The following is a 21,420-nucleotide window of genomic DNA, read 5'->3' as shown; positions in this document are numbered from 1 at the left end:
GAAAAGTCTGCGGGCGAACGCGCTTCCGATAAATATGCTTACGGTACCGGGTCGTAGCCGCTTCCGCCCCACGGGTGGCAGCGGGCGAGCCGCCGCAGGGTGAGCCAGCCCCCTTTGAGAGGTCCGTACTTGCGCAGGGCTTCCAGCGCGTATTGCGAGCAGGTGGGGACGAAGCGGCACGACGGAGGGGTGAGCGGCGAAATGCAGAGTTGGTAGAACCTCACCAGCCCGATGAGCGGCCACGCAAGCAACCGCTTACAGGCGCCCGGCAACCGCTTCCAGAATCCGTCGGACGGCATGTTCGATGTGTTTGTAGGGCAGGACCTCCTTGGACGAGTAGATAAGTGCGATGTCGAGATTCGTGCCGCGGCCGCTCCGGGCGAGAATCTCCTTTTGCAGGCGATAGGCTTCCTTGGTCCGGCGGCGCAGGAGGTTGCGTTTGTTGGCCCGTTTGTGGAACTTCTTGGGCACGGAAAAGAGCACTTCCGTGGTGTCGGCCGCATCGGCTTCGGCATACCACACGTAGCGGAACGGAAAGACGAATCCGCCGTGGCCGCTCTCGAACAGACGCCGCACGGCTCCGAGCGAACGGAGCCGCTCAGTGCGGGGTAGCGAACGGTCGGGCATGGGGTGCGGGGTTATTTGCGGCTTTCGGCCGGGGTGCGGCGGGTGCGGCTCTTGGCGAGCTTGTGCTGCTGGGTGCGCAGGAACTCCTCCTTGTGGGTGTCGGTGGGCAGGTCGACGGGTTCGGCCTCCTCGCCGCGTCCGAGCTTGGAGAGCAGCAGGTCGACGGCCTTGACCATCGACGGGGCTTCGGGGGTCGGCGCGCTGGCTACGACTCGCAGTCCGGCGTCGACGGCCGCGCGCAGCGTTCCCTCGCCGAAGACCGCCACAGGGGGCACCTCCTCGGTACCGAACTTCTCGACGAGCGTCGTGACGTCCGAAGGGGAATAGAGCGCCAGCAGCCCGTACTCTTCCGGCCGGAGGGCATCGAGGTCGGCGGCGACGGTCCGGGCCAGAATCACCGGGTCGACGGCCAGCTTGAGCTTCGACAGCGCGTCGGGCAGCTCGGGCTTGTGGGGCTCGCTCAGAGCCAGCAGGAATTTCTCCTCCTTATGCTTGATAATCAACTCGATGAGCGAAGTGAACGAACCGTCGGCAAACGAAATCTTGCGCTTGCGGTAGACGATGTATTTCTGCAGATAGAGCGCCACGGCCTCGGTCTGACAGATGTATTTCATGGTCTCGGGCACCGTGATGCGGGCCTCCTCGCAGATGTGGAAGAAGCTGTCGACGGTGGTGCGCGACGTGAAGATGACGGCCGTATGGGTGAGTATCTCGACCCGCTGGGCGCGGAACTCCTTCAGCGAAACGCCTACGACGCGGATGAACGGTTGGTAACCGACTGCGATTCCATACTTGCGGGAGAGTTCGTGGAAAGGCGATTTCTCGAGGATGGCCGGTTTCGGCTGCGAAACCAATACGCTGCTGATTTTCAACTGGGGACCTTCTTTTTACGGTTGTGCTTCGGGGACTATCGTACCGCGATCAGCGCCAACAGGCTGAAAGGGAAGATTTCCACGGCGCAAAGGTACAAAAACCAATGCAAAATCGGAATTTTTTTTGAAATAAACAGGTGGAGGGTCTCTCTGACGTATAAGACTGCCGTAACGGCCGATTCGACGAGCGTGAGGGCCAGCCACAGCCGTCCGCTCTGCGGCGGACAGAGGGCGAAAAGCAGCAGGGGCGGGGTGGCGACGACGGTCGCCAGCGCGAAGTAGGTGCGTTTGAGCAGCCACAGCTGGCTCATGAACGGGCGGCTCAGCGTGACGGTCGTGACGGTCCGCAGCACGACCGACTGGTAGGTGGCGACAAGGGCCCAGAGTGCGGCGAACAGCAGGCTGACGCCTGCCACGGCCGGCGGGGGCAGCGGCGGAAGCATCGCCGGGGCGATGAACGTCTCGGCGTAGCGGGCCGCGGCTATGCCGATGAACAGCAGTCCGATGATTCCCGAGATCTTGAGAAACCGCGTGAGGGTGTTGCCGCCGGGGTCTTCCATGAGCCGTTCGCTCGAAGCGCGGTCGTGCGAGACGCGGTAGAGCAGCAGCCGGATGTCGCCGATGTGGCGGTAGAGGAGCATGGCATAGGCGGCGGCGAGCAGCAGCACAAGCCCCTCGAAGACGGGGTTTCCGGTGAGCGGCCGGACGGGTTCGCTGTGGAATGCCGGCGCGGGAGCGGCGGCAATGGAGTAGCTCCCGAAGACTTCCTTGGCTGTGGCGGGCCGATAGAGCGGGGCGGGTTCGGCGGCCAGCGAATCCGGCACAGCGGTTCCGGCCATGAAAAGCGAATCGGCGGACAGCAGCGAATCGGCGCCGAAAGGGATCGAAGCCAAGGAATCGGCATCCGGCTGGCCGAGCGAATCGCGGACGAGGGTGTGTGCCGGCGAATCGTTGGACGGACCCGGCAGCGAATCGATCTCCGGACGGTTCGACGGGCCGGACAAGGCTGTGCGGGCGGGCTGCGGGGTCAGTGAGGTATCGGTCTGGGTCTGTGCTGAAATCATGCCTCGAAGATGCGTTTGAGCGTGATGCGGATGGTGGTGCCCTTACCCGGTTCGGAGTCGACGACGGCGATGCGCCCCTGGTGGTACTCCTCGACGATGCGGCGCGAGAGCGAAAGCCCCAGCCCCCAGCCTCGGGTCTTGGTGGTGAACCCGGGCTCGAAAATCCGCTTCCAGTTGCCTTTGGGGATGCCCTTGCCCGTGTCGCGGACGTCGATCATGACGTGGTGCTCGTCGGCCGAAATGTGCACGTCGATGGAACCGTGGCCTTGCAAGGCGTCGAGCGAATTCTTCATCAGGTTCTCGACCACCCACTCGAAAAGCGCCGTGTTGATGTTGGCCTGCACGGGAGCGATGGCCAGGCCGTTGTAGCCGAGCGTGACGTTGCGGGGGATGCGCTTGCGGAAGTACATGACCGATTCGCCGACCGTTTCGTTGATGTTGGCCGGGGTGAGGGGCGTTTCGGAGCCGATTTTCGAGAAGCGGTCGACAATCTTCATCAGGTGGGTGAGGTCCTTGTTCATCTCGTCGACGGCCGATTGGTCGACGGGCTGCGAGCGGAGGTACTCGATCCAGCCTAAGAGCGACGAGGTGGGGGTGCCCAGCTGGTGGGCGGTCTCCTTGGCCAGCCCGATCCACACGCGGTTCTGCTCGTCGTGCTTGGTCGACCGGAAAGCGATGAAGCCCAGCAGGATGAAGACCGTGACGACGAGAATCTGCACGTAGGGGAACCAATAGAGCGACTTGAGCAGTCGGGACTTGCCGTAGAAAATGATGTGGTAGTGTTCGTCGGGCCACCAGAACCGCACGGGCCGCGGCGGATTCTCCTCGGTGAAGTCGTCGATGCGGCGGCGCAGCAGGTCGGGGTGGTCGATGATGCGGTCGGGAATCAGGTGCGAGGTGATGACCTCCAGATTCTCGTTGGTGATGATGAACGGGATGTTGTTGTTGGTCGACATGATGTCGGCCACGAGCGGGTCGGCCATGGCACCGCCCATCGCATCGCGGTTCACCCGCTCCATGGCGTGGGCCCACAAGGCCACGTCGTGCTGCTCCTTTTCGCGCAGGCGCGTGGCCATGTTGTTGGTGTAGAGGAGCGACAGCGCGCCTAAGAGCACCCCGACGACGATGACCACCACGCGGTTGCGGAACGAGAGCATGCGACGGAAATTCATGGCTTCCGGGGGTTATTTGCGGCGCGTATCCTGCTCGGTGAGGATGCGCCGGTACTCCTGTGGGTCTTGCAGCAGAGCGGCGGCCTGCTGCACTTCCTTGTCATCGGGAAGCGAACGGGCAACGACCCCTTGGGCGTAGCCGTGGCGCAGGACGATGTCGTTGTTGATGGACCGCTCGATTTCCTTGCGGTAGGTCTCGATGTTGGCCTGCGTGTCGTCGTGCAGGTTCTCCTCGATGGTCGCTATCTGCCGCTCGATTTCGTCGAAACGGTCGGCCCTGGCCGCCTCGCGGAGCTGCCGGAGCGTGCGGCGCGAATCGGATTCGTAGGGCACGTGCTTGTCCTCCATGAATGCGCGGAAGTCGGCGTAGTCGGCATCGCTGATGGCGAACGCCGTGAGGTCGGCGGGCTTCTCGGGGTGGCGGCGCATGTATTCGTCGCCGAAGTCGTCGATGAATCCCAGCGCATAGAGCGTGGCGGCGAAACGGCTGATGTATTCGGGCTCGGTGGGGAGGTCGGGCATGATGCCGCCGCCGTCGTAGACCTTGCGGCCCCCGCGGGTGGCGAATTCGCCGATGAGCGAATCGGGCACGGCGCTGACGGCTCCGTCCTGCGAGTGCGAGTAGTCGATGGCCTGGATGCAGCGGCCCGAGGGAATGTAATATTTGGCGGTGGTGAGCTTGAGCATGGCGTTATAACCCAAGGGACGGGTGCTCTGGACCAGCCCCTTGCCGAAGCTGCGCTGTCCGATAAGCACGGCGCGGTCGAGGTCCTGCAACGCTCCGGCGACGATTTCGGCGGCCGAAGCGGTGCTGCCGTTGACCAGCACGACCAAGGGCAGGTCGGGGAACGCGGGCTCGGAAGCGGTGCGGTAGGTCTGCTTCGACTGGTCGGTGCGTCCTTTGGTGCTCACGACCTCCGTGCCCTTGGGCACGAACATCGAAAGAATCTTGACCGCCTCCTGCAAGATGCCGCCGCCGTTGGACCGGTAGTCGAGAATCAACCCTTTCAGGGGCCCCTCCTGCCGCAGCCGCTCGATGGCGGCGCGCATCTCCTCGTAGGAACCCTCGGTGAAATCGCTGTGGCGCAGGTAGCCGATGCTGTCGGCGACCCGTCCGGCGTAGGGTATGCTGGGGATGGCGATGCGTTCGCGCGTGAGGGTGACGGTGCGGTGCGAACCGTCGAGGTGCTCGACCGTCACCTTGACCTTGGTGCCGGGGTCGCCCTTGAGCGCCGCCGAGACCTGCTCGGTGGTGAATCCTTTGGCCTCCTTGCCGTCGATGGCCAGAATCCGGTCGCCGATCCGCAGCCCGGCGCGGTCGGCCGGCGAATCCTTGTAGGGCTGGGCGATGATGACCCACTCGCCCTTTTTGCGGATGAGCGAACCGACGCCGCCGTACTTGCCGGTGGTCATCAGCTCGAAGTCCGGCATTTCGTCCGCAGGGATGAACTCGGTGTAGGGGTCCAGGTCGCGGACCATCCCCTGCGCCGCGCCGAGCATCAGCTTGTCGGGGTCGACGGGGTCGACATAACCCACCGACAGCTCGCGCATCATGTTGACGGCGATTTCCATGTTGCGGCCCAGTCCGAAGTCGTTGCGGCTGCCGTAGGTCAGCAGACCTGCGGCGGCGAGCGCTGCGGCGGCCGTGAGCAGATAACGGTATTTTCTATTCATGGTATCCGGTCATTCGTATGTAGGAATCCAGCCGGTATTCGACCCGTGCCACTCCGCGGCGGATGCCGTCGAGCCGGATGTGCGTTCCCTCCTGCGAAACTTCGATCCGGTCCTCGAAAAGCAGCATCAGCCGATGGAAGAACCCGTCGGCGCGGAAAGTCATCGTACCGTCGGCCTCGCTCACCAGCGAAAACCCTGCCGACTTGAACGCGTTGACGATTTGCTGGCGGTGGCGCGCCGTGTCGCCCTCGACCCTGCGGACCACGAAGCCGAAACGCGGGTAGAACGCCGCCAGCACGACGATGGCGCCCAGCAGGGTCAGGTAGCGGGTCGTGTGGAACATGACGTAGAACGTCTCCCGGGCCGAAAGGGCCGAAGTGCCCGTCACGAGCATCAAGGCCATCAGAGCGAAGCACAGGATGCACAAGGCGGCGAAGTATTTCAGCGAGCGAAGAAAATAGTTCATATCAGGTAAAAGGTGAAAGGTGAAAAGTGAAAAGTGAAAGGTTGTCTATTCCAAACAGGTTTTCCCGAAAGCGGACGGCGGCAGCTCTTCGTTCCGGATTGCTTCCGCGACCTGCTGCATCAGCCATTTGGGGGTCGACGTGGCGCCGCAGATGCCGACTGATGCGGCGTCCTCGAACCATCCGGCCTGCAATTCGGCGGCTTCCTCGATGTTGTAGGTGCGGGGATTGGCCCGGCGGCACACCTCGAACAGCACCTTGCCGTTGGACGACTTGCGGCCGCATACGAAAATCACCACGTCGAACCGCCCGGCGAACCGGGTCAGATGTTGTTCGCGGCCCGATACCTGCCGGCAAATCGTGTCGTCGATGCGCACGGCGGCCGGGTCTGCGGCCCGGCGGCGCATTTCGGTGCCCAGCCGCTCGAAGAGCGCGATACTTTGGGTGGTCTGCGACAGAAAGTGAATCGGCCGGGCGAAGTCGATTTGCGCCAGGTCTTCTTCGCTCTCCACGACGATGGTCGGTTCGCCGACCTGCCCCGTGAGCCCCACCACTTCGGCGTGGCCCCGTTTGCCGAGGATGACCACCTGCCCGCCGACGGGCTGCATTTCGGCGTGCGCCTGCACGACCCGGGCTTGCAGACGCGCCACGACGGGACACGTGGCGTCGATGATGCCGATGCCCAGCCGCCGGGCTTCGGCGTAGGTCGTCGGCGGTTCGCCGTGGGCGCGAATCAGCATCCGCCCGCCTGCCGCCTGGGCCATTCCGTCGCGCGTGAGCGTGTGCAGCCCCAGCTGTTCGAGCCGCTGCACCTCGATGCGGTTGTGGACGATGTCGCCCAGCGAAAAGACCGCACCCCCTTGGGCGAGCGCCGCTTCGGCCTCGTCGATAGCCCGGACCACGCCGAAGCAGAACCCCGATTTGTCGTCGATTTCGATCTGCATGGCCGATGAATGGCGTCAACCCTTCGTTGTTTCGTCGAACAGCCGGACGAACCACTCCATCTGTTCGTCGACGGTCATGCGGCTGTTGTCCAGCACGATGGCGTCGTCGGCCTGCCGGAGCGGCGATATGGCGCGGCTCATGTCGGCCTTGTCGCGTTCGCGGACGTTGCGCTCGATTTCTTCGAGGGTCACCTGCTGGCCTTTGGCCGTCAGTTCGTCGTAGCGGCGCCGGGCCCGCACGGCCGGGTCGGCCGTCATGAAGAGCTTCAGTTCGGCGTCGGGGAATACCACCGTGCCGATGTCGCGGCCGTCCATCACCACCCCGCGGCGCCGGCCCATTTCCTGCTGCATGGCGACCAGCTTTTTGCGCACGGCGGGGATGGCGCTCACCTGGCTGACGCAGTTGCTCACCTCGATGGTGCGTATCTTGCCCTCGACCAAGTCGCCGTTGACATAGATGTCGCTGGCGCCGCGCGCGGGATTGAACCGGAACGTGATGGCGATTTGGTCCAGGAGGCGGCAGACGGCTTCTTCGTCGACGATGCCCGAGCGGATGGCGCCGTGCTCCAGAGCGTAGAGCGTCACGGCGCGGTACATGGCGCCCGTGTCGATGAAGATGTAGCCTAAGCGGGCCGCGATGGCCTTGGCGAAGGTGCTTTTGCCGCACGACGAAAAACCGTCGACGGCGATGATGATTTTCTTATCAGTGGCCGACATTGGGGAAGATGTCAAAAAAGGTGGATAATATGGTGTACAAGCCCAGGATGCCGATGACGGCTCCTGCTACGTGGTTGATAGTCAGCATGTGGCGCGGCCGGAACCGTCGCCGGAAAAGGTTGATGAAGAACGCCAGGAAGGTCCACCACGCGGCGGCTCCGCCGAAGAATCCGGCGATGACCAGCACGGCCCGCAGGAATCCGCTGAACCCCTGCCCCTGCACGTCGCCGCTGGAAATGTTGAAGACGGCGAAGAACGCGAGGATATAGGGGATGACCATGATGAAGTTGGCGATCGTCAGCCCGAAGATCGAAACGAAATCTTGCCACAGGGAGCTCCTGCCCGCGCGGTTGCGCCGGATTTGCGGCACGGGGTTCTGCGAGAAGATGTAGATGCCGACCCCGATGACCAGCAGCCCGCCGACGATGCGCAGGACAGTGTTGTACTGCTCGATCTGGCTCTGAAGCATCGAGTAGAAGAAGAACGCCGCCATGGCCATGAAGGTGTCGGCGCAGGCGACCCCGATGCCCGAGACGATGCCCGAACGCCGGTTCTTGGAGAGCGTGCGCTGGATGCAGAGCACCGCCACGGGGCCGACGGTAATCGACGCCGCGATGCCCACGCAGATGCCGCGGAAGAGGAGTTCGGGAATTTCGAGTGACATAGTCCGGGTTTAACATGCGAAGATACGAAAAAGCTGCGACATTCGCACAAGCAACGTTCAAAAAAGGGGCCGCAGGCTCTCCGAAAGGTCGGATATGTTGATAAAATATCGAAAACTTCGGCCCGGTTCCTGCATAACGGGCCTCGGAAAAGGGTATTTTTGTACCCGTCAACAATCTTGGAACGCTATGGCAGAGATGAAACAGTTCGGGCTCGATGTGGAGCTGGACGAGCAGGTGGCCCAGGGCCACTATTCCAATCTGGCAATCATATCCCACTCTACGTCGGAGTTCATCGTCGACTTCGCGACCGTGTTGCCGGGCGTGCAGAAGGCCCGGGTCAAGAGCCGCATCATTCTGACGCCCGAGCATGCCAAGCGCCTGCTGCGGTCGTTGCAGGAGAATATCGTGCGCTACGAAAGCAGCGTCGGCAAAATCGAAATCCCCTCGCCCCAGCAGCCGTCCGACGCCGGACCCAAGATGGGGGAAGCGTAAAAGCGAAACGGGAGCCTCGAAAGGCTCCCGTTTCGGTAATTGAAAATTAAGAATGAAAAATTAAATTTGTCGGAGCCGAACAGATGCGGACCGGATTCATATTCTGTACGGACTTCCGGCCGGGTCGGAGCGCTCGGAGTTTGCGGCCTTTGCTGAATGCCCCCCCCCTCATGGCTGTCCGTTCCCGGAAAAATGATTTTTAATTCTTAATTTTTCATTTTTAATTACTCCATCGCTTCCGCCACGACATAGGTGCTTCCGCCGATGAAAATCATGTCTTCGGGCGCGGCGAGTTCGCGGGCGCGGGCCAGCGCTTCGGGTACGGTGTCCGCCGTTTCGCCCTGCAATCCGTAGATGGCGGCCTTGGCGGCGAGTTCGGCGGCCGGCAGGGCGCGGTGGCTTTGGGCGGCCGTGAAAATGTAGTGCGCATCGCGGGGCAGCAGCGGCAGGATGTGCGCCAAATCCTTGTCGCGGACGAATCCTACCACACAATAGAGTTTTTCGTGCGGCGTGGCCTGGAGCTGTTCGGCTACGTAGGCAATGCCGTGGGCGTTGTGGCCCGTGTCGCAGACGGTCAGCGGCGCGTCGGCGATGCGCTGCCAGCGGCCGAGCAGCGAAGTGTTGGCCGCCGCATGGCGGGTCCCCTCCACAAAGGCGCGGCGCGAAATGGTGAGCGGGGTTTCTTCGTGCAGGAAGTCGATGGTCGCCGCCGCCGTGATGATGTTGCGGCGCTGGTAGTTGCCCGCCAGGTCGAGTTCTATCTCGTAAGGGCGGTTGTCGCGCGTGCGGCGCAGCCGGAACTGCTGACCGTTCTCCTTGGGGTGCTGTTCTTCGCAGGCGAAGACTTCTTCGGCATAGACGACCTTCGATTTGTTGGCCATGGCCGCCTGCTCGATGGCGGGGTTGTAGCGGACATCGCTTTCGCCGACGACCACCGGAATGCTTTTCTTGATGATTCCTGCCTTTTCGGCGGCAATCTTCGGCAAGGTGTCGCCCAGCAGGTCGGTATGCTCCAGCCCCACGTTGGTAATGACGCTGACGATAGGCACGATGATGTTCGTGGCGTCGAGCCGTCCGCCCAGCCCGGTCTCGATGACGGCCACTTCGACGTCGCTCTGCGCGAAGAAGTCGAACGCCATGGCCGCGGTCATCTCGAAGAACGAAAGCCCCAGTTCGACCATCTTGTCGTGGTGCTTGTCGACGAAGTTCACCACCTTCTGCTTGGGAATCATCTCGCCGTCGACCCGGATGCGCTCGCGGAAATCCGCCAGATGGGGCGACGTGAAGAGCCCCGTGCGGTAGCCCGCCTGCTGGAGCACCGAGGCGATGATGTGCGAGACGCTGCCTTTGCCGTTGGTGCCGGCCACGTGGACGGTGAAGAAGTTGCGCTGCGGGTTGCCCATGTGGCGGCAGAATGCGGCGATACGCTCCAATCCCGGTTTGTAGGCCGTGGCGCCTTTGGTTTCGTAGGCGGGCAGGGCCTGAAAGAGGAATTCGAGGGTCTGGGTGTAGTTCATACCGAAGTTGTGCTATTGTACGAGGTGATTGCGTTTGCGGACCCGGTAGGCGAGGTAGTAGAGCAGCGAGAGCAGCAGGACGTATTCGGCGATGCGGCCCAGGTAGTCGCCGTAGCGGGTGTAGAAAGTCTGTCGGGAGTTGAGCGGCACGTCGGCCGTGAGGATGCCGCGTTCTTCCCAGCCGAGGGCCGCGCCCGTGTCGCCGCGGGCCGAAATGAAGCCCGAGCGCCCCGTGTTGGCCGAGCGGGCGACGGCGCGGCGGTGTTCGATGGCCCGCAGGCGCGAAATGGTGAACAGGTGGCGGTAGCCCGGCGTGTCGCCCCACCAGCCGTCGTTGGAGACGATGGCCATGAACTGCGCGCCGCGGCGGACGAAACCGCCGTAGAAGTCGCCGTAGAGCCCCTCGTAGCAGATGGCCGGGCCGACGGAAACACCGTTGTGCGTGAACGCTGTGCCGTGCGGGCCCACGCCGATTTGCCCGAGCGTGCCGCCGAGGTCGATGACCAGGAATTCCAGCCACTCGAAAAGCCACGGCATGGGGGTTTTCTCCACGCCGATGACCAGCCGGCCCTTGTGGTGGATTTGGCGGCGGCCTGCGGTGTCGAGCCCGAGGGCGGAATTGAAAATGTCGTAGTAGGTGCCGTCGGCATAGCGGCGGGCCGTGCGGGTCCGTGCTCCCGCGGGGTAGCGGCGCAGGGTGTTGGCTCCGGTGACGAGCAGGGCGCCGGGAGCGTGGCGGCGGAGCGTGTCGAGAAGTTCGTTGGGAAATTGGCCTGCGACGGCGGGTTCGCGGTAGTAGCCCGGCAGGGCCGTTTCGGGCAGGAGGATGAACTGCGCATCGGCCGGAACACGGGCCAGCAGGTCGATGAGGTTGCGTTCCTGCCGCGCGGCGTCGGTGTGGAACTTGTCGTAGCAGTCGACGTTGGGCTGAACGATGGTCACGCGGGCCGTGCCCTCGTCGGGCTGCTCCCAGCTCAGCCAGATGCCGAGCGAGAGAAGCATGGGCAGAAGCAGCATGCACGCGGCCGCCACCCAGCGCCGTACGCTGCGCCGCGCCTGCCAAGCCTCGAAAAAGAGAATGTTGCAGAGCAGCACCCACAGCGAACCGCCGAAGACACCCGTATATTCGTACCACTGCACGGCCCACACGTCGTGCGAGAAACCGTTGCCGAGGATGAGCCACGGCCACGAGAATTCGCCCACGGTGTACCAGTATTCGGTGGCGAGCCATGCGGCGACCAGCACCGTGTAGGCCAGCGCCTTGGGACCTTTTTTGGAGACGCTGTGGTAGAGCATGAAAGCCACGAGGTTCAGCGTCGTGGACGCGAGCGTGGCTGCAACGGGCCCCACGGGCGTGGCGTTCCATATCCACCAGATGGTGGCGATGTTCCACAGCGCGAAAGCGAGCGCCGCCCACCCCAGCATGCGCCACCACGAGCGGCGCGATGCGTCGTAAGTCGAACTTATCCACAGCAGCGGCACGAGCGCCACAGGCAGCGTGAGCCCCGAAAGCGAAAGCCAGCCTCCCGAGAGCAGGAGGACCGAACCGATTGCCGCCGCGATTTTACGAGACATGTAGGGGTGATTTTATGCGTGCAAAAGTAGTCAAACGACGGCATATTTCAAAATAAAAAGGAGCGCAATGCGATTGCCGGTATGCGGGTTTTGTGCGGCATGTGTGGTAACGGAGCGAAAAAAAACGTATATTTGCTTGATTATTCGTGCCGGCGATGCTTGCCGCACGTCGGAACCGATTGATGAATGCCATGGAAACCAAGGCTGCTGTTGAAAAAATTGCTTTGATTCACACCGAGTGCTACGTTGTTCGTCAAGCCGGGCCGATAGCTATATGGCGTTTTTGAGAAGTCTATGAAGAAAGGGAGTGTGCTTGTTTTTGGCGGCGCCGGTTATATCGGCACGCATACGGTCGTCGAGCTGGTCGGCGCGGGATACGGAGCGGTGATTGCCGACAGCCTTTCCAATTCGGAGGCCTCCGCCGTCGAAGGGGTGCGGCGCATCACGGGTGTCGATGTGCCGTTCGAGCAGGTCGATGCCTGCGACGAAAAGGCCTTGCGCGGTCTCTTTGAAAGATACCCGTTCGATGCGGCGATCCACTTCGCGGCGTTCAAAGCCGTGGGCGAGTCGGTGGACGATCCGCTCAAATACTACCGCAACAACTTGACGTCGTTTATGAACCTGTGCTCCTTGATGCGCGAGTTCGGACGGCCCGACATTTTATTTTCGTCGTCGGCCACGGTTTACGGCGAGGCTGATGTGCTGCCGGTGACCGAACGGTCGCCGCGCATGCCCGCGACTTCGCCCTACGGCAAAACCAAGCAGGTGGCCGAGGATATCCTGCACGACTGTTGTGCGGCCTACGCCGGCATGCGGGGCATCGCGCTGCGCTATTTCAACCCCATCGGGGCCCATCCGTCGGCCCTGATCGGCGAGTTGCCGCGCGGGGTACCGCAGAATCTGGTGCCTTACATCACGCAGACGGCCGCAGGCGTCCGCCCTTGTCTTTCGATTTTCGGTAACGACTACGATACGCCCGATGGCACATGTCTGCGCGACTATATTGATGTGGTCGACCTGGCCCGGGCGCATGTGGCGGCCGTGGAGCGTATGGTGCAGGGGCGCATGAAGAGTTCCTACGAGGTTTTCAACATCGGAACAGGTCGGCCCGTTTCGGTGTTGGAGCTGGTCGAGGGGTTTGAAAAGGCCAACAGCGTGGAGGTGCCGCACAAGTTTGCACCGCGGCGAGCCGGAGATGTGCCTGCCGTGTGGGCCGATACGGAGCTGGCGGCCAAGGAGCTGGGCTGGCAGGCCGAACGTCCGCTCGAAGAGACGTTGCGCACGGCCTGGGCTTGGGAAAAGCACCTTAGAGGAATGGAATAGAGAATCGGTGGCTGGCAATGTCGACAGAAATTTAATACAATGATAATGAAACCTACGCTTTTTGTGCTGGCGGCCGGCATGGGGTCGCGCTACGGCGGTCTGAAACAGCTGGACGGGGTGGGACCCCACGGCGAAACGATTATGGATTACTCGATTTTCGACGCCGTGCGCAGCGGCTTCGGCAAGGTGGTCTTCGTCATCCGCAGGGATTTCGAGCAGGATTTCCGCGAAAAGGTGCTTGCGAAATACGCGAACCACGTTCCTGTGGAGGTGGTTTTCCAGTCGGTCGACGCGCTGCCCGAGGGCTTCGCCTGCCCGGCGGAGCGGACCAAACCGTGGGGAACCAACCACGCCGTGCTGATGGGCAAGGACGCCATCCGTGAGCCGTTCGCCGTCATCAATGCCGACGATTTCTACGGCCGCGACGGTTTCCGCGTGCTGGCCGAATGGCTTTCGCAGGCCGAGGGCGAGAACCGTTATTGCATGGTGGGCTACCGCGTGGGCAACACCCTGTCGGAGAGTGGCACCGTGTCGCGGGGCGTCTGCCGGACCGATGCCGAGGGCTATCTGACCGGCGTGACCGAACGGACCGACATTGCGCGCGTGAATGGCGAGATTACCTTTACGGGCGATGACGGGCGGCCCGAGACGACGTCCGAGACGACGCCGGTGTCGATGAACATGTGGGGCTTCACGCCCGACTATTTCCGTTATTCGGAGGAGCTGTTCAAGACTTTTTTGGCCGAAAATATCGACCGGCCCAAGGCTGAATTTTATATTCCGTTCGTGGTCAACGAATTGATTGTGAGCGGTAAGGCGACGGTCGAAGTGCTCGACACCACGGCCCGGTGGTTCGGCGTGACCTATGCCGAGGACCGGCAGGGCGTGGTCGACAAAATCCGGGCGCTGGTCGACGCCGGAGAGTATCCCGAAAAACTCTGGTAGTCGTCAGGCGGGAAAACCGGTATCTGTCAACGCAAGACCCGGAGAAGATGCTCCGGGTCTTGTTTTATTTTGCCGGTTTGCCGTTGTAGATGAACCGGGCCAGGCCGTAGATGTAGCGCCGGAAGCCCGGACGATAGGCCAGCAGACGGTCGAACCATCCGAGGTGTCGGCCGGTCAGGCGTACTACGATACCTACGTAGAACATGGCGAAGAGCGTGCCGATGCCTACGATGTGCCATTGCCACGCCCCGAAAAAGAGATAGCAGGCCGCTATGCCGAGGCCCACGAGCAGGATGTCGACGGCGATTTTCACCTTGGGGAAGTCGATGCCCGTCGTTCGGCTGACAGCGACGGGAAATCCCTCGCCGGGCATGGTCACGCTGCCGCAGCGTACTTCGAGCGCGATGCCGATGCCGAGCAGGGTGCATCCGACCGCCTGGGCCAATGCCTGCTGCCAGAGACCGACGGGCATGAGCCACGAGGTAAGCCGCATGTTCACGTCGATGAGCATGCCGAAGAGGAAGCCGATGACCAGCTGGAACAACTGCACCCATTCGAAGCGGCGCCGCAGCACCAGAATCTGGCCGAGGACGAGCACGAAGTTCATGATGTAGGTGTATTGTCCGATGGTCAGCGCGGGCACCAGGGCGTGCCCGCCCGCACTTGCGAAGACGTAGGGCAGTACGCTGATGACGCTCGAACCCAGCATCGAACGCAAGCAGACGGCGACGCCTATGGTCATGACGAACAGCGACAAAAGCAACAGCAGATGCTGCCAGCAAAACGAAACGATTTTTTCTTTCATGATTTCTGACCTGAAGGTCTGTTTTTTCGGAATGCAAAATTACAAAAAAGAAAGACAATCGCGAGTTTTTGGGTAGCAGTGGGTTTGAGGAAGACAAAGAAAGAGGGTTCGTGCACGAACCCTCCACTTGATTGAGACGTTTTGCCTTGTCAGAACTCGCTGGCGAACGAGAACCGGATGTCCTTGAAATTTTCCTGTGCCAGCGCGAGCGCATAACTCGTGTCGGCAAGGAAGACATCGCGGCCGTGCTTGTCGACGGCCATGTTGGTGTGCTTGCGTTTCTTGAAGTCGGCGAGCTGCGAGGCGTTGTCGCTCTCGATCCAGCAGGCCTTGTAAATCGAAATCGGCTCCCAGCGGCACGAAGCGTTGTATTCGTGCTCCAGGCGGTATTGGATGACCTCGAACTGGAGCGCGCCCACCGTGCCGATGATTTTGCGGCCGTTGAGGGAGCTGGTGAAAAGCTGCGCCACACCCTCGTCCATGAGCTGGTCGATGCCCTTGGCCAGCTGCTTGAACTTCATCGGGTCGGCGTTCTCGATGTAGCGGAACTGCTCGGGCGCGAACGACGGGATGCCCGTGAACTTGAGAGGTTCGCCCTCGGTGAAGGTGTCGCCTATCTTGAAGTTGCCCGTGTCGTGCAGACCCACGATGTCGCCGGGGTAGGCGGTGTCGATGACCGATTTCTTTTCGGCCATGAACGCCGTGGGCGACGAGAATTTCATCTGCTTGCCGCTGCGCACGTGGAGGTAGTTCTTGTTGCGCTCGAAAGTCCCCGAACAGATTTTCAGAAAGGCGATGCGGTCGCGGTGGTTGGGGTCCATGTTGGCGTGTATCTTGAAGACGAAGCCCGTCATTTTGCCTTCCTGCGGCTCTACGGTGCGTGTTTCGGTAGGTGCCGGACGCGGTGCGGGGGCGATGCGCACGAAGCATTCGAGCAGTTCGCGCACGCCGAAGTTGTTGACCGCCGAGCCGAAGAATACGGGTGCCAGCTCGCCGCGCAGGTAGGCCTCGCGGTCGAATGCGTCGTAGACGCCCTCCACCAGCTCGACGTCCTGCCGCAGTTGCTCGGCGAACTTGGCGCCGATGTGCTCTGCCAGCGCGGGAGCTTGCAGGTCGCGGATTTCGACCGTCGAAGCGTCGGCCGTCTGCTTCTCGTCCGAGGTGAAGAGCGAAAGGCTCTTTTCGTAGAGGTTGTAGACCCCCTTGAACGTCGGGCCGTTGGAGATGGGGAATGCCAGCGGCCGCACGCGGATGTGCAGCTCCTTTTCCACCTCGTCCAGCAGGTCGAACGGTTCCTTGGAGGGGCGGTCGAGCTTGTTGATAAAGACGATGACGGGGGTTTTGCGCATGCGGCATACCTCCATCAGCTTGCGCGTCTGGGCCTCGACGCCCTTGGCGCCGTCGATGACGATGATGACCGAATCGACGGCTGTGAGGGTGCGGTAGGTGTCCTCGGCGAAATCCTCGTGGCCGGGGGTGTCGAGGATGTTGATTTTGCAGCCGGCATACTCGAATCCCATGACGGCCGTGGCGACCGAAATACCGCGCTGGCGCTCGATTTCCATGAAGTCGGAGGTGGCGCCTTTCTTGATTTTGTTGCTCTTGACGGCTCCGGCCACATGGATGGCGCCGCCGAACAGGAGCAGTTTTTCGGTCAGGGTCGTCTTGCCCGCGTCGGGGTGCGCGATGACCGCAAAGGTGCGGCGGCGCGCTATTTCGTCGTGTAAAGCCATAGTCGGTAATTAAAAATTAAGAATGAAAAATTAAAAATTGCGGAGGTCGGGAACCGAGCGGTGTCCTGTTCTGCTGCAAGGCCAACTTCCGGAAAAATGATTTTTAATTCTTAATTTTTCATTTTTAATTCTCTTTGGGATAGTCTATATTATAGTGGCAGCCCACCGATTCCTTGATTTCGCGGCCCTGCTTGATGACGAGGTAGGCCACGGCAATCATGTTGCGCAGTTCGCACAGCTCGCGGTTGGGCTTGGTCTTGCCGTAGAGCTCCTCGGTCTCCTCGTAGAGGGTCGACAGGCGGCGCATGGCGCGCTTGAGCGAGAGGTTCGAGCGGACGATGCCCACGTAGTTGGACATGATGGTCTGCATCTCGCGCTTGGACTGGATGATCATCAGCATCTCCTCAGTGTGCTGCGTGCCCTCGAAATCCCAGTCGGGAATGCCTTCCTGGAAATCCGTTTTGCCGAGCTCTGCCGCAGCGTGGGCCGCAGCCCGGTCGGCGTAGACCACCGCTTCGATGAGCGAATTGGAGGCCAGCCGGTTGGCGCCGTGGAGCCCCGTGCAGGAGGTTTCGCCCAAGGCGTAGAGCCGTTTGACGGAGGTCTGCCCGTCGGTGTCGACCTTGACGCCGCCGCAGCAGTAGTGGGCCGCCGGGGTCACCGGAATCAGGTCGCGCGTGATGTCGATGCCTATCGAACGGCACTTCTCGTAGATGTTGGGGAAGTGGCTGCGGACCGCTTCGGGGTCCTTGTGGGTGACGTCCAGATAGACGAAATCTTCGCCCCGGCGGGTCATTTCGCGGTAGATGGCGCGGGCCACCACGTCGCGCGGGGCCAGCGATTTCATGGGGTGGTACTTGTCCATGAACTCCTCGCCCGACTGCAGACGCAGGATGGCGCCGAAGCCGCGCATCGCCTCCGTAATGAGGAAATTGGGCTTCTCGCCCGGGTTGTAGAGCGTCGTGGGGTGGAACTGGATGAACTCCATGTTCTCGGTCAGCGCCTTGGCGCGGTGGCACATGGCGATGCCGTCGCCTGTAGCTACGACGGGATTGGAGGTCGTGGAGTAGATGTTGCCGCAGCCGCCCGTCGCGACGACGGTGACTTTGGCCAGCATGGTCTCGATTTCGTTGGTCCGCTCGTTGAGGACGTAGGCCCCGAAGCAGGCGAGCCCGCGGGTGTGGCGCGTGACGAATTCGCCCAGGTGGTGCTGCGTCAGCAGGTCGACGGCGAAATGGTGTTCCAGCACGGTGATGTCGGGGTGGCTGCGGACCGATTGGATAAGGGCCCGTTCGATTTCGGCGCCCGTGAGGTCTTCATGGTGGAGGATGCGGTGCTCGGTGTGGCCCCCCTCGCGGTTGAGCTCGAAGCGGCCGTCGGGCGTCTTGTCGAAGCGCGTGCCCCAGCCGATGAGGTCGCGGATGGAATCGGGCGCATGGCGCACCACCAGCTCGACCGCCTCCTGCCGGCACTTGCCCGCGCCGCAGACCAGCGTGTCCTCGATGTGCTTCTCGAACGTGTCGGGGGCGTAGGTCACCGAACAGATGCCGCCCTGGGCATAGTTGGTGTTGCACTCCTTCATCTCGCCTTTCGTCACGATGGTGACATGGCCGTGGGCGGCGGCCTTGAGCGCGAACGTGAGACCCGCGGCGCCGGAGCCGATCACCAGAAAGTCGGTTTTCATCGGGTTGATACCTTTTAATAATGCGTCGCGAAGATACGAAAATAAGGCGAAAGTTGAAAACCCGAAAGCGAAAGGCCGTTCGGAACCGGGCCCGGCGGTATCGTATCGGGGCGGGCCCGGAGCGGAGAATCGCTGTTTTTTCTTAACTTTGCGCACCCAAACAAGACGAAGATGGAACGACACATAGCTATCGGCGACTACTGCTACGACCTGCCCGAGGAGCGGATCGCCAAATTTCCGCTGGCGCGGCGCAGCGATTCCAAGCTGCTGGTGTGGCAGGGCGGCGAAATCGGTGAACGGCGTTTCGTGCAGATAGGCGACGCGCTGCCTGCCGGGGAGCTGCTGGTGTTCAACAACACGAAAGTCATCCGGGCCCGGGTCATCATGCACAAGCCCTCGGGCGCCCGCATCGAGGTGTTCTGTCTCGAACCCCACGCTCCGGCCGACTACGAACGGGCGTTCGCCGTGACGGGCAGCTGCGAGTGGTCGTGCATCGTGGGCAACGTCAAGAAATGGAAAGAGGGCTATGTCGAAATCAACTTCGAGCACGAGGGGCGTCCCGAGTATCTGCGGGCGTGGCTGGTCGGAGAGGAGGGGCGCGAGCGGCTCGTGCGCTTCGAGTGGTCGGCGCCGCTGACGTTCGGCCAGCTGCTCGAATGCCTGGGCCGGATTCCGATTCCGCCCTACCTCAATCGTGAAAGCCAGGAAATCGACAATACGCGCTATCAGACCGTCTACTCGAAATTCGAGGGTTCGGTCGCGGCGCCGACGGCCGGGCTGCACTTCACGCCCGAACTGATCGGCGAAATGGAGCAGCGCGGTTTCGGGTTCGAGGAGGTGACGCTCCATGTGGGTGCGGGAACGTTCCTGCCCGTCAAGGAGGAGGACGCCGCGCGGCACCCGATGCACACCGAGCATTTCGAGGTGCGGCGTTCGACGGTGGCGCGGCTGCTCGAAAAATGGGGCCACATCACGGCCGTGGGAACCACTTCGGTGCGTACGCTCGAATCGCTGACGGCTCTTGCGTGGCGAATCCGCACGGCCGGAACTCCCGACGCCGGGCGGGTCATCGGACAATGGGAGTTGTACGACGTTCCCCACGAATTTTCGGGCCGCGATGCGTTGGCGGAACTGCTGGCCTATATGGATGCGCAGGGGCTCGACCGGCTGAAAGCCGCCACGCAAATCATGATTACGCCGCTGGGCTACGAATTCCGTATCGTCAGCCGCATCGTCACCAATTTCCACCAGCCCTCGTCCACGCTGCTGCTGCTGGTCGCGGCTTATGTCGGCGACGACTGGCGGCGCATCTACGACTACGCTCTCGCGCACGATTTCCGTTTCTTGAGCTACGGCGATTCTTCGCTGCTGATGCGGTAGGGCGCTTTTGCCGGGCTGCGGCAGGCGAAGCGTGAAAAAAATAACAACGGACAACGCCGATTCGCAATAATTTTATACCTTTGCGGCACTGCCGGTTTTTCGGGCGGAACGTTGCGGACGGCACGCACCCATGGCGGGTCTCCGCGGCCGGAAGCCGGGGACTGAGGTCCGGAGCGGCAGATTTGTGCGAAAGATTCAGTAACCAATCAAATTCATAAGACTATGCAGATTGTAGAGATTCATGCAAGAGAGATCCTCGATTCGCGAGGAAATCCGACCGTCGAGGTCGAAGTGCGCACCGTATCGGGTGCTTTCGGTCGTGCTGCCGTGCCGAGCGGTGCGTCGACGGGCGAAAACGAGGCGCTGGAGTTGCGCGACGGCGACAAGGGCCGCTACCTGGGCAAGGGCGTGCTGAACGCTGTGAAGAACGTGAACGAGAAAATCGCTCCGGCCATCATCGGCATGAACGTAGCCGACCAGGTGGGCATCGACAAGACGATGATTGCCCTCGACGGCACGAAAACCAAGTCGAACCTGGGCGCCAACGCCATTCTGGGCGTATCGCTGGCCGTGGCACGCGCTGCCGCCGACTACTTCGGGATGCCCCTCTACCGCTATATCGGCGGTGCCAACGCCAAGACGCTGCCCGTGCCGATGATGAACATCATCAACGGCGGTTCGCACTCCGACGCTCCCATCGCGTTCCAGGAGTTCATGATTCGTCCCGTGGGCGCTCCGTCGCTCAAGGAGGGTCTGCGCATGGGCGCCGAGGTGTTCCACAACCTCAAGAAGGTGCTGCACGAGCGCGGCCTGTCGACGGCTGTGGGCGACGAGGGCGGTTTCGCTCCCGCGCTGAACGGTACGGAGGACGCTCTCGATTCCATCATCAAGGCCATCGAAAAGGCGGGCTATGTTCCCGGCAAGGACGTGATGATCGGCATGGACTGCGCTTCGTCGGAGTTCTACAAGGACGGCATCTACGACTACACCATCTTCGAGGGTGACAAGGGTGCCAAGCGTTCGTCGAAGGAGCAGGTCGAGTACCTCAAGGGCCTTGTGGAGAAATACCCCATCGATTCGATCGAGGACGGCATGTCGGAGAACGACTGGGAGGGCTGGCAGCTGCTGACCGCCACCATCGGCGACAAGTGCCAGCTGGTCGGCGACGACTTGTTCGTGACGAACGTCGACTTCCTGAAGAAGGGCATCGAAATGGGCTGCGGCAACTCGATTCTCATCAAGGTGAACCAGATCGGTTCGCTGACCGAGACGCTCGACGCCATCGAAATGGCACACCGTGCAGGCTACACGTCGGTAACGTCGCACCGCTCGGGCGAGACCGAGGATTCGACCATCGCCGACATCGCCGTGGCTACCAACTCGGGTCAGATCAAGACCGGTTCGATGTCGCGTTCGGACCGTATGGCCAAGTACAACCAGCTGCTCCGCATCGAAGAGGAGCTGGGCGACGAAGCGATTTACGGCTATACCAAGGTGTACCGCAAGTAAGTTTCGCACTTCAATAACCGGTTCCGGCAGTCTGCAATAGGCTGCCGGAATTTTTTTTGTCTGTAACATGGCCGCTGGGCAGGCAGGGTTTTCGGACGCAGCCTGCGGGGCACGCTTGCGGGCCTCCGCCGGGGGAGGCTGCGGCCCGCGCGGCTCCAAGAGCCGCAGGAGACGGACAGAGTATAAGTGCGGATTTTTTTTGCCGCAACCTTGGCCGCAGTCGGTTTTGCCGGGGCGGCGTTTTGAAATCCCGAACCG

Annotated in this window: 20 protein-coding genes; 5 read left to right on the top strand and 15 right to left on the bottom strand. The window is 61.9% G+C overall.

The window, feature by feature from the left end; all coding sequences use genetic code 11:
• Positions 1 to 38 precede the first annotated feature (38 nt).
• The 10 genes from yidD to NFR47_RS01990 are packed head-to-tail and all read right to left on the bottom strand — an operon-like array spanning position 39 to position 8,198.
• Positions 39 to 299, bottom strand: coding sequence for a membrane protein insertion efficiency factor YidD (gene yidD, locus NFR47_RS02035; protein WP_251213918.1), 261 nt, complete (start codon positions 297 to 299; stop codon positions 39 to 41).
• Positions 256 to 627 (bottom strand): ribonuclease P protein component, encoded by a 372-nt coding sequence (locus NFR47_RS02030; RefSeq protein WP_251213917.1) that lies wholly within the window; start codon positions 625 to 627, stop codon positions 256 to 258. The genes yidD and NFR47_RS02030 overlap by 44 nt, the downstream gene beginning before the upstream one ends.
• Before the next feature lie 11 nt (positions 628 to 638).
• Complete coding sequence (locus tag NFR47_RS02025) at positions 639 to 1,499, bottom strand: uroporphyrinogen-III synthase (RefSeq protein WP_251213916.1); 861 nt, start codon at positions 1,497 to 1,499, stop codon at positions 639 to 641.
• A gap of 35 nt (positions 1,500 to 1,534) precedes the next feature.
• Positions 1,535 to 2,563 (bottom strand): DUF4271 domain-containing protein, encoded by a 1,029-nt coding sequence (locus tag NFR47_RS02020; protein ID WP_251213915.1) that lies wholly within the window; start codon positions 2,561 to 2,563, stop codon positions 1,535 to 1,537.
• Positions 2,560 to 3,735, bottom strand: coding sequence for a sensor histidine kinase (locus NFR47_RS02015; protein ID WP_251213914.1), 1,176 nt, complete (start codon positions 3,733 to 3,735; stop codon positions 2,560 to 2,562). The genes NFR47_RS02020 and NFR47_RS02015 overlap by 4 nt, the downstream gene beginning before the upstream one ends.
• Positions 3,736 to 3,747: 12 nt before the next feature.
• On the bottom strand, positions 3,748 to 5,409 hold the full coding sequence (locus NFR47_RS02010; protein ID WP_251213913.1) for a S41 family peptidase: 1,662 nt from the start codon (positions 5,407 to 5,409) through the stop codon (positions 3,748 to 3,750).
• Positions 5,402 to 5,875: a hypothetical protein gene (locus NFR47_RS02005; RefSeq protein ID WP_251213912.1), complete on the bottom strand. Its 474-nt coding sequence runs from the start codon at positions 5,873 to 5,875 to the stop codon at positions 5,402 to 5,404. Before NFR47_RS02005 ends, NFR47_RS02010 begins: the two co-directional genes overlap by 8 nt.
• Before the next feature lie 45 nt (positions 5,876 to 5,920).
• The gene (locus tag NFR47_RS02000; protein ID WP_251213911.1) at positions 5,921 to 6,817 is read right to left on the bottom strand and encodes a 4-hydroxy-3-methylbut-2-enyl diphosphate reductase; all 897 of its coding nucleotides are present in this window, start codon (positions 6,815 to 6,817) and stop codon (positions 5,921 to 5,923) included.
• A gap of 15 nt (positions 6,818 to 6,832) precedes the next feature.
• Positions 6,833 to 7,534, bottom strand: coding sequence for a (d)CMP kinase (cmk, locus tag NFR47_RS01995; RefSeq protein ID WP_251213910.1), 702 nt, complete (start codon positions 7,532 to 7,534; stop codon positions 6,833 to 6,835).
• On the bottom strand, positions 7,521 to 8,198 hold the full coding sequence (locus tag NFR47_RS01990; protein ID WP_251213909.1) for a LysE family translocator: 678 nt from the start codon (positions 8,196 to 8,198) through the stop codon (positions 7,521 to 7,523). Before NFR47_RS01990 ends, cmk begins: the two co-directional genes overlap by 14 nt.
• 187 nt (positions 8,199 to 8,385) lie before the next feature.
• Here NFR47_RS01990 and NFR47_RS01985 point away from each other — a divergent pair, with 187 nt between their 5' ends.
• Positions 8,386 to 8,691: a DUF3467 domain-containing protein gene (locus NFR47_RS01985; RefSeq protein WP_251213908.1), complete on the top strand. Its 306-nt coding sequence runs from the start codon at positions 8,386 to 8,388 to the stop codon at positions 8,689 to 8,691.
• Between the two features lie 224 nt (positions 8,692 to 8,915).
• Here NFR47_RS01985 and NFR47_RS01980 read toward each other — a convergent pair whose 3' ends face one another.
• The gene (locus NFR47_RS01980) at positions 8,916 to 10,208 is read right to left on the bottom strand and encodes a bifunctional folylpolyglutamate synthase/dihydrofolate synthase (protein ID WP_251213907.1); all 1,293 of its coding nucleotides are present in this window, start codon (positions 10,206 to 10,208) and stop codon (positions 8,916 to 8,918) included.
• Positions 10,209 to 10,220: 12 nt separating this feature from the next.
• Entirely contained in the window at positions 10,221 to 11,783 is a 1,563-nt protein-coding gene (gene lnt, locus NFR47_RS01975; RefSeq protein ID WP_251213906.1) for an apolipoprotein N-acyltransferase, read from the bottom strand.
• A 294-nt stretch (positions 11,784 to 12,077) separates the two neighbouring features.
• Between lnt and galE the strand changes: the two genes are divergently transcribed.
• Positions 12,078 to 13,106, top strand: a complete 1,029-nt coding sequence (gene galE / locus NFR47_RS01970; protein ID WP_251213905.1) for a UDP-glucose 4-epimerase GalE — start codon at positions 12,078 to 12,080, stop codon at positions 13,104 to 13,106.
• Between the two features lie 45 nt (positions 13,107 to 13,151).
• Positions 13,152 to 14,051, top strand: a complete 900-nt coding sequence (locus NFR47_RS01965; protein ID WP_251213904.1) for a nucleotidyltransferase family protein — start codon at positions 13,152 to 13,154, stop codon at positions 14,049 to 14,051.
• A gap of 64 nt (positions 14,052 to 14,115) precedes the next feature.
• On the opposite strand, the gene NFR47_RS01960 is transcribed toward NFR47_RS01965, so the two are convergent.
• The 3 genes from NFR47_RS01960 to nadB all read right to left on the bottom strand — a co-directional run bounded on the left by NFR47_RS01960 (position 14,116) and on the right by nadB (position 18,273).
• A complete protein-coding gene (locus tag NFR47_RS01960) occupies positions 14,116 to 14,856 on the bottom strand; it encodes a YczE/YyaS/YitT family protein (RefSeq protein ID WP_251213903.1) in 741 nt (246 codons plus the stop codon).
• Positions 14,857 to 15,005: 149 nt separating this feature from the next.
• Positions 15,006 to 16,589 (bottom strand): peptide chain release factor 3, encoded by a 1,584-nt coding sequence (locus NFR47_RS01955; protein ID WP_251213902.1) that lies wholly within the window; start codon positions 16,587 to 16,589, stop codon positions 15,006 to 15,008.
• A gap of 124 nt (positions 16,590 to 16,713) precedes the next feature.
• Positions 16,714 to 18,273, bottom strand: coding sequence for an L-aspartate oxidase (nadB, locus tag NFR47_RS01950; RefSeq protein WP_251213901.1), 1,560 nt, complete (start codon positions 18,271 to 18,273; stop codon positions 16,714 to 16,716).
• Positions 18,274 to 18,444: 171 nt separating this feature from the next.
• Here nadB and NFR47_RS01945 point away from each other — a divergent pair, with 171 nt between their 5' ends.
• Positions 18,445 to 19,653: an S-adenosylmethionine:tRNA ribosyltransferase-isomerase gene (locus NFR47_RS01945; RefSeq protein ID WP_251213900.1), complete on the top strand. Its 1,209-nt coding sequence runs from the start codon at positions 18,445 to 18,447 to the stop codon at positions 19,651 to 19,653.
• A 222-nt stretch (positions 19,654 to 19,875) separates the two neighbouring features.
• Positions 19,876 to 21,162, top strand: a complete 1,287-nt coding sequence (eno, locus tag NFR47_RS01940) for a phosphopyruvate hydratase (RefSeq protein ID WP_251213899.1) — start codon at positions 19,876 to 19,878, stop codon at positions 21,160 to 21,162.
• Positions 21,163 to 21,420 lie beyond the last annotated feature (258 nt).

Origin of the sequence: Alistipes muris (genome assembly GCF_943193205.1) — a bacterium.
Lineage (GTDB): Bacteria > Bacteroidota > Bacteroidia > Bacteroidales > Rikenellaceae > Alistipes > Alistipes muris.
This window is presented reverse-complemented; position numbering and strand designations above follow the sequence as displayed.

What these genes read in the sequence shown, in the direction of transcription:
- NFR47_RS01980 (WP_251213907.1), bottom strand. Translation starts at nt 10,208, where the DNA reads ATGAACTACACCCAGACCCTCGAATTCCTCTTTCAGGCCCTGCCCGCC.
- NFR47_RS02020 (WP_251213915.1), bottom strand. Translation starts at nt 2,563, where the DNA reads ATGATTTCAGCACAGACCCAGACCGATACCTCACTGACCCCGCAGCCC.
- cmk (WP_251213910.1), bottom strand. Translation starts at nt 7,534, where the DNA reads ATGTCGGCCACTGATAAGAAAATCATCATCGCCGTCGACGGTTTTTCG.
- lnt (WP_251213906.1), bottom strand. Translation starts at nt 11,783, where the DNA reads ATGTCTCGTAAAATCGCGGCGGCAATCGGTTCGGTCCTCCTGCTCTCG.
- NFR47_RS01965 (WP_251213904.1), top strand. Translation starts at nt 13,152, where the DNA reads ATGAAACCTACGCTTTTTGTGCTGGCGGCCGGCATGGGGTCGCGCTAC.
- NFR47_RS01945 (WP_251213900.1), top strand. Translation starts at nt 18,445, where the DNA reads ATGGAACGACACATAGCTATCGGCGACTACTGCTACGACCTGCCCGAG.
- NFR47_RS01990 (WP_251213909.1), bottom strand. Translation starts at nt 8,198, where the DNA reads ATGTCACTCGAAATTCCCGAACTCCTCTTCCGCGGCATCTGCGTGGGC.
- NFR47_RS02030 (WP_251213917.1), bottom strand. Translation starts at nt 627, where the DNA reads ATGCCCGACCGTTCGCTACCCCGCACTGAGCGGCTCCGTTCGCTCGGA.
- NFR47_RS02010 (WP_251213913.1), bottom strand. Translation starts at nt 5,409, where the DNA reads ATGAATAGAAAATACCGTTATCTGCTCACGGCCGCCGCAGCGCTCGCC.
- yidD (WP_251213918.1), bottom strand. Translation starts at nt 299, where the DNA reads ATGCCGTCCGACGGATTCTGGAAGCGGTTGCCGGGCGCCTGTAAGCGG.
- nadB (WP_251213901.1), bottom strand. Translation starts at nt 18,273, where the DNA reads ATGAAAACCGACTTTCTGGTGATCGGCTCCGGCGCCGCGGGTCTCACG.
- eno (WP_251213899.1), top strand. Translation starts at nt 19,876, where the DNA reads ATGCAGATTGTAGAGATTCATGCAAGAGAGATCCTCGATTCGCGAGGA.
- NFR47_RS01955 (WP_251213902.1), bottom strand. Translation starts at nt 16,589, where the DNA reads ATGGCTTTACACGACGAAATAGCGCGCCGCCGCACCTTTGCGGTCATC.
- NFR47_RS02005 (WP_251213912.1), bottom strand. Translation starts at nt 5,875, where the DNA reads ATGAACTATTTTCTTCGCTCGCTGAAATACTTCGCCGCCTTGTGCATC.
- galE (WP_251213905.1), top strand. Translation starts at nt 12,078, where the DNA reads ATGAAGAAAGGGAGTGTGCTTGTTTTTGGCGGCGCCGGTTATATCGGC.
- NFR47_RS01960 (WP_251213903.1), bottom strand. Translation starts at nt 14,856, where the DNA reads ATGAAAGAAAAAATCGTTTCGTTTTGCTGGCAGCATCTGCTGTTGCTT.
- NFR47_RS02000 (WP_251213911.1), bottom strand. Translation starts at nt 6,817, where the DNA reads ATGCAGATCGAAATCGACGACAAATCGGGGTTCTGCTTCGGCGTGGTC.
- NFR47_RS02015 (WP_251213914.1), bottom strand. Translation starts at nt 3,735, where the DNA reads ATGAATTTCCGTCGCATGCTCTCGTTCCGCAACCGCGTGGTGGTCATC.
- NFR47_RS01985 (WP_251213908.1), top strand. Translation starts at nt 8,386, where the DNA reads ATGGCAGAGATGAAACAGTTCGGGCTCGATGTGGAGCTGGACGAGCAG.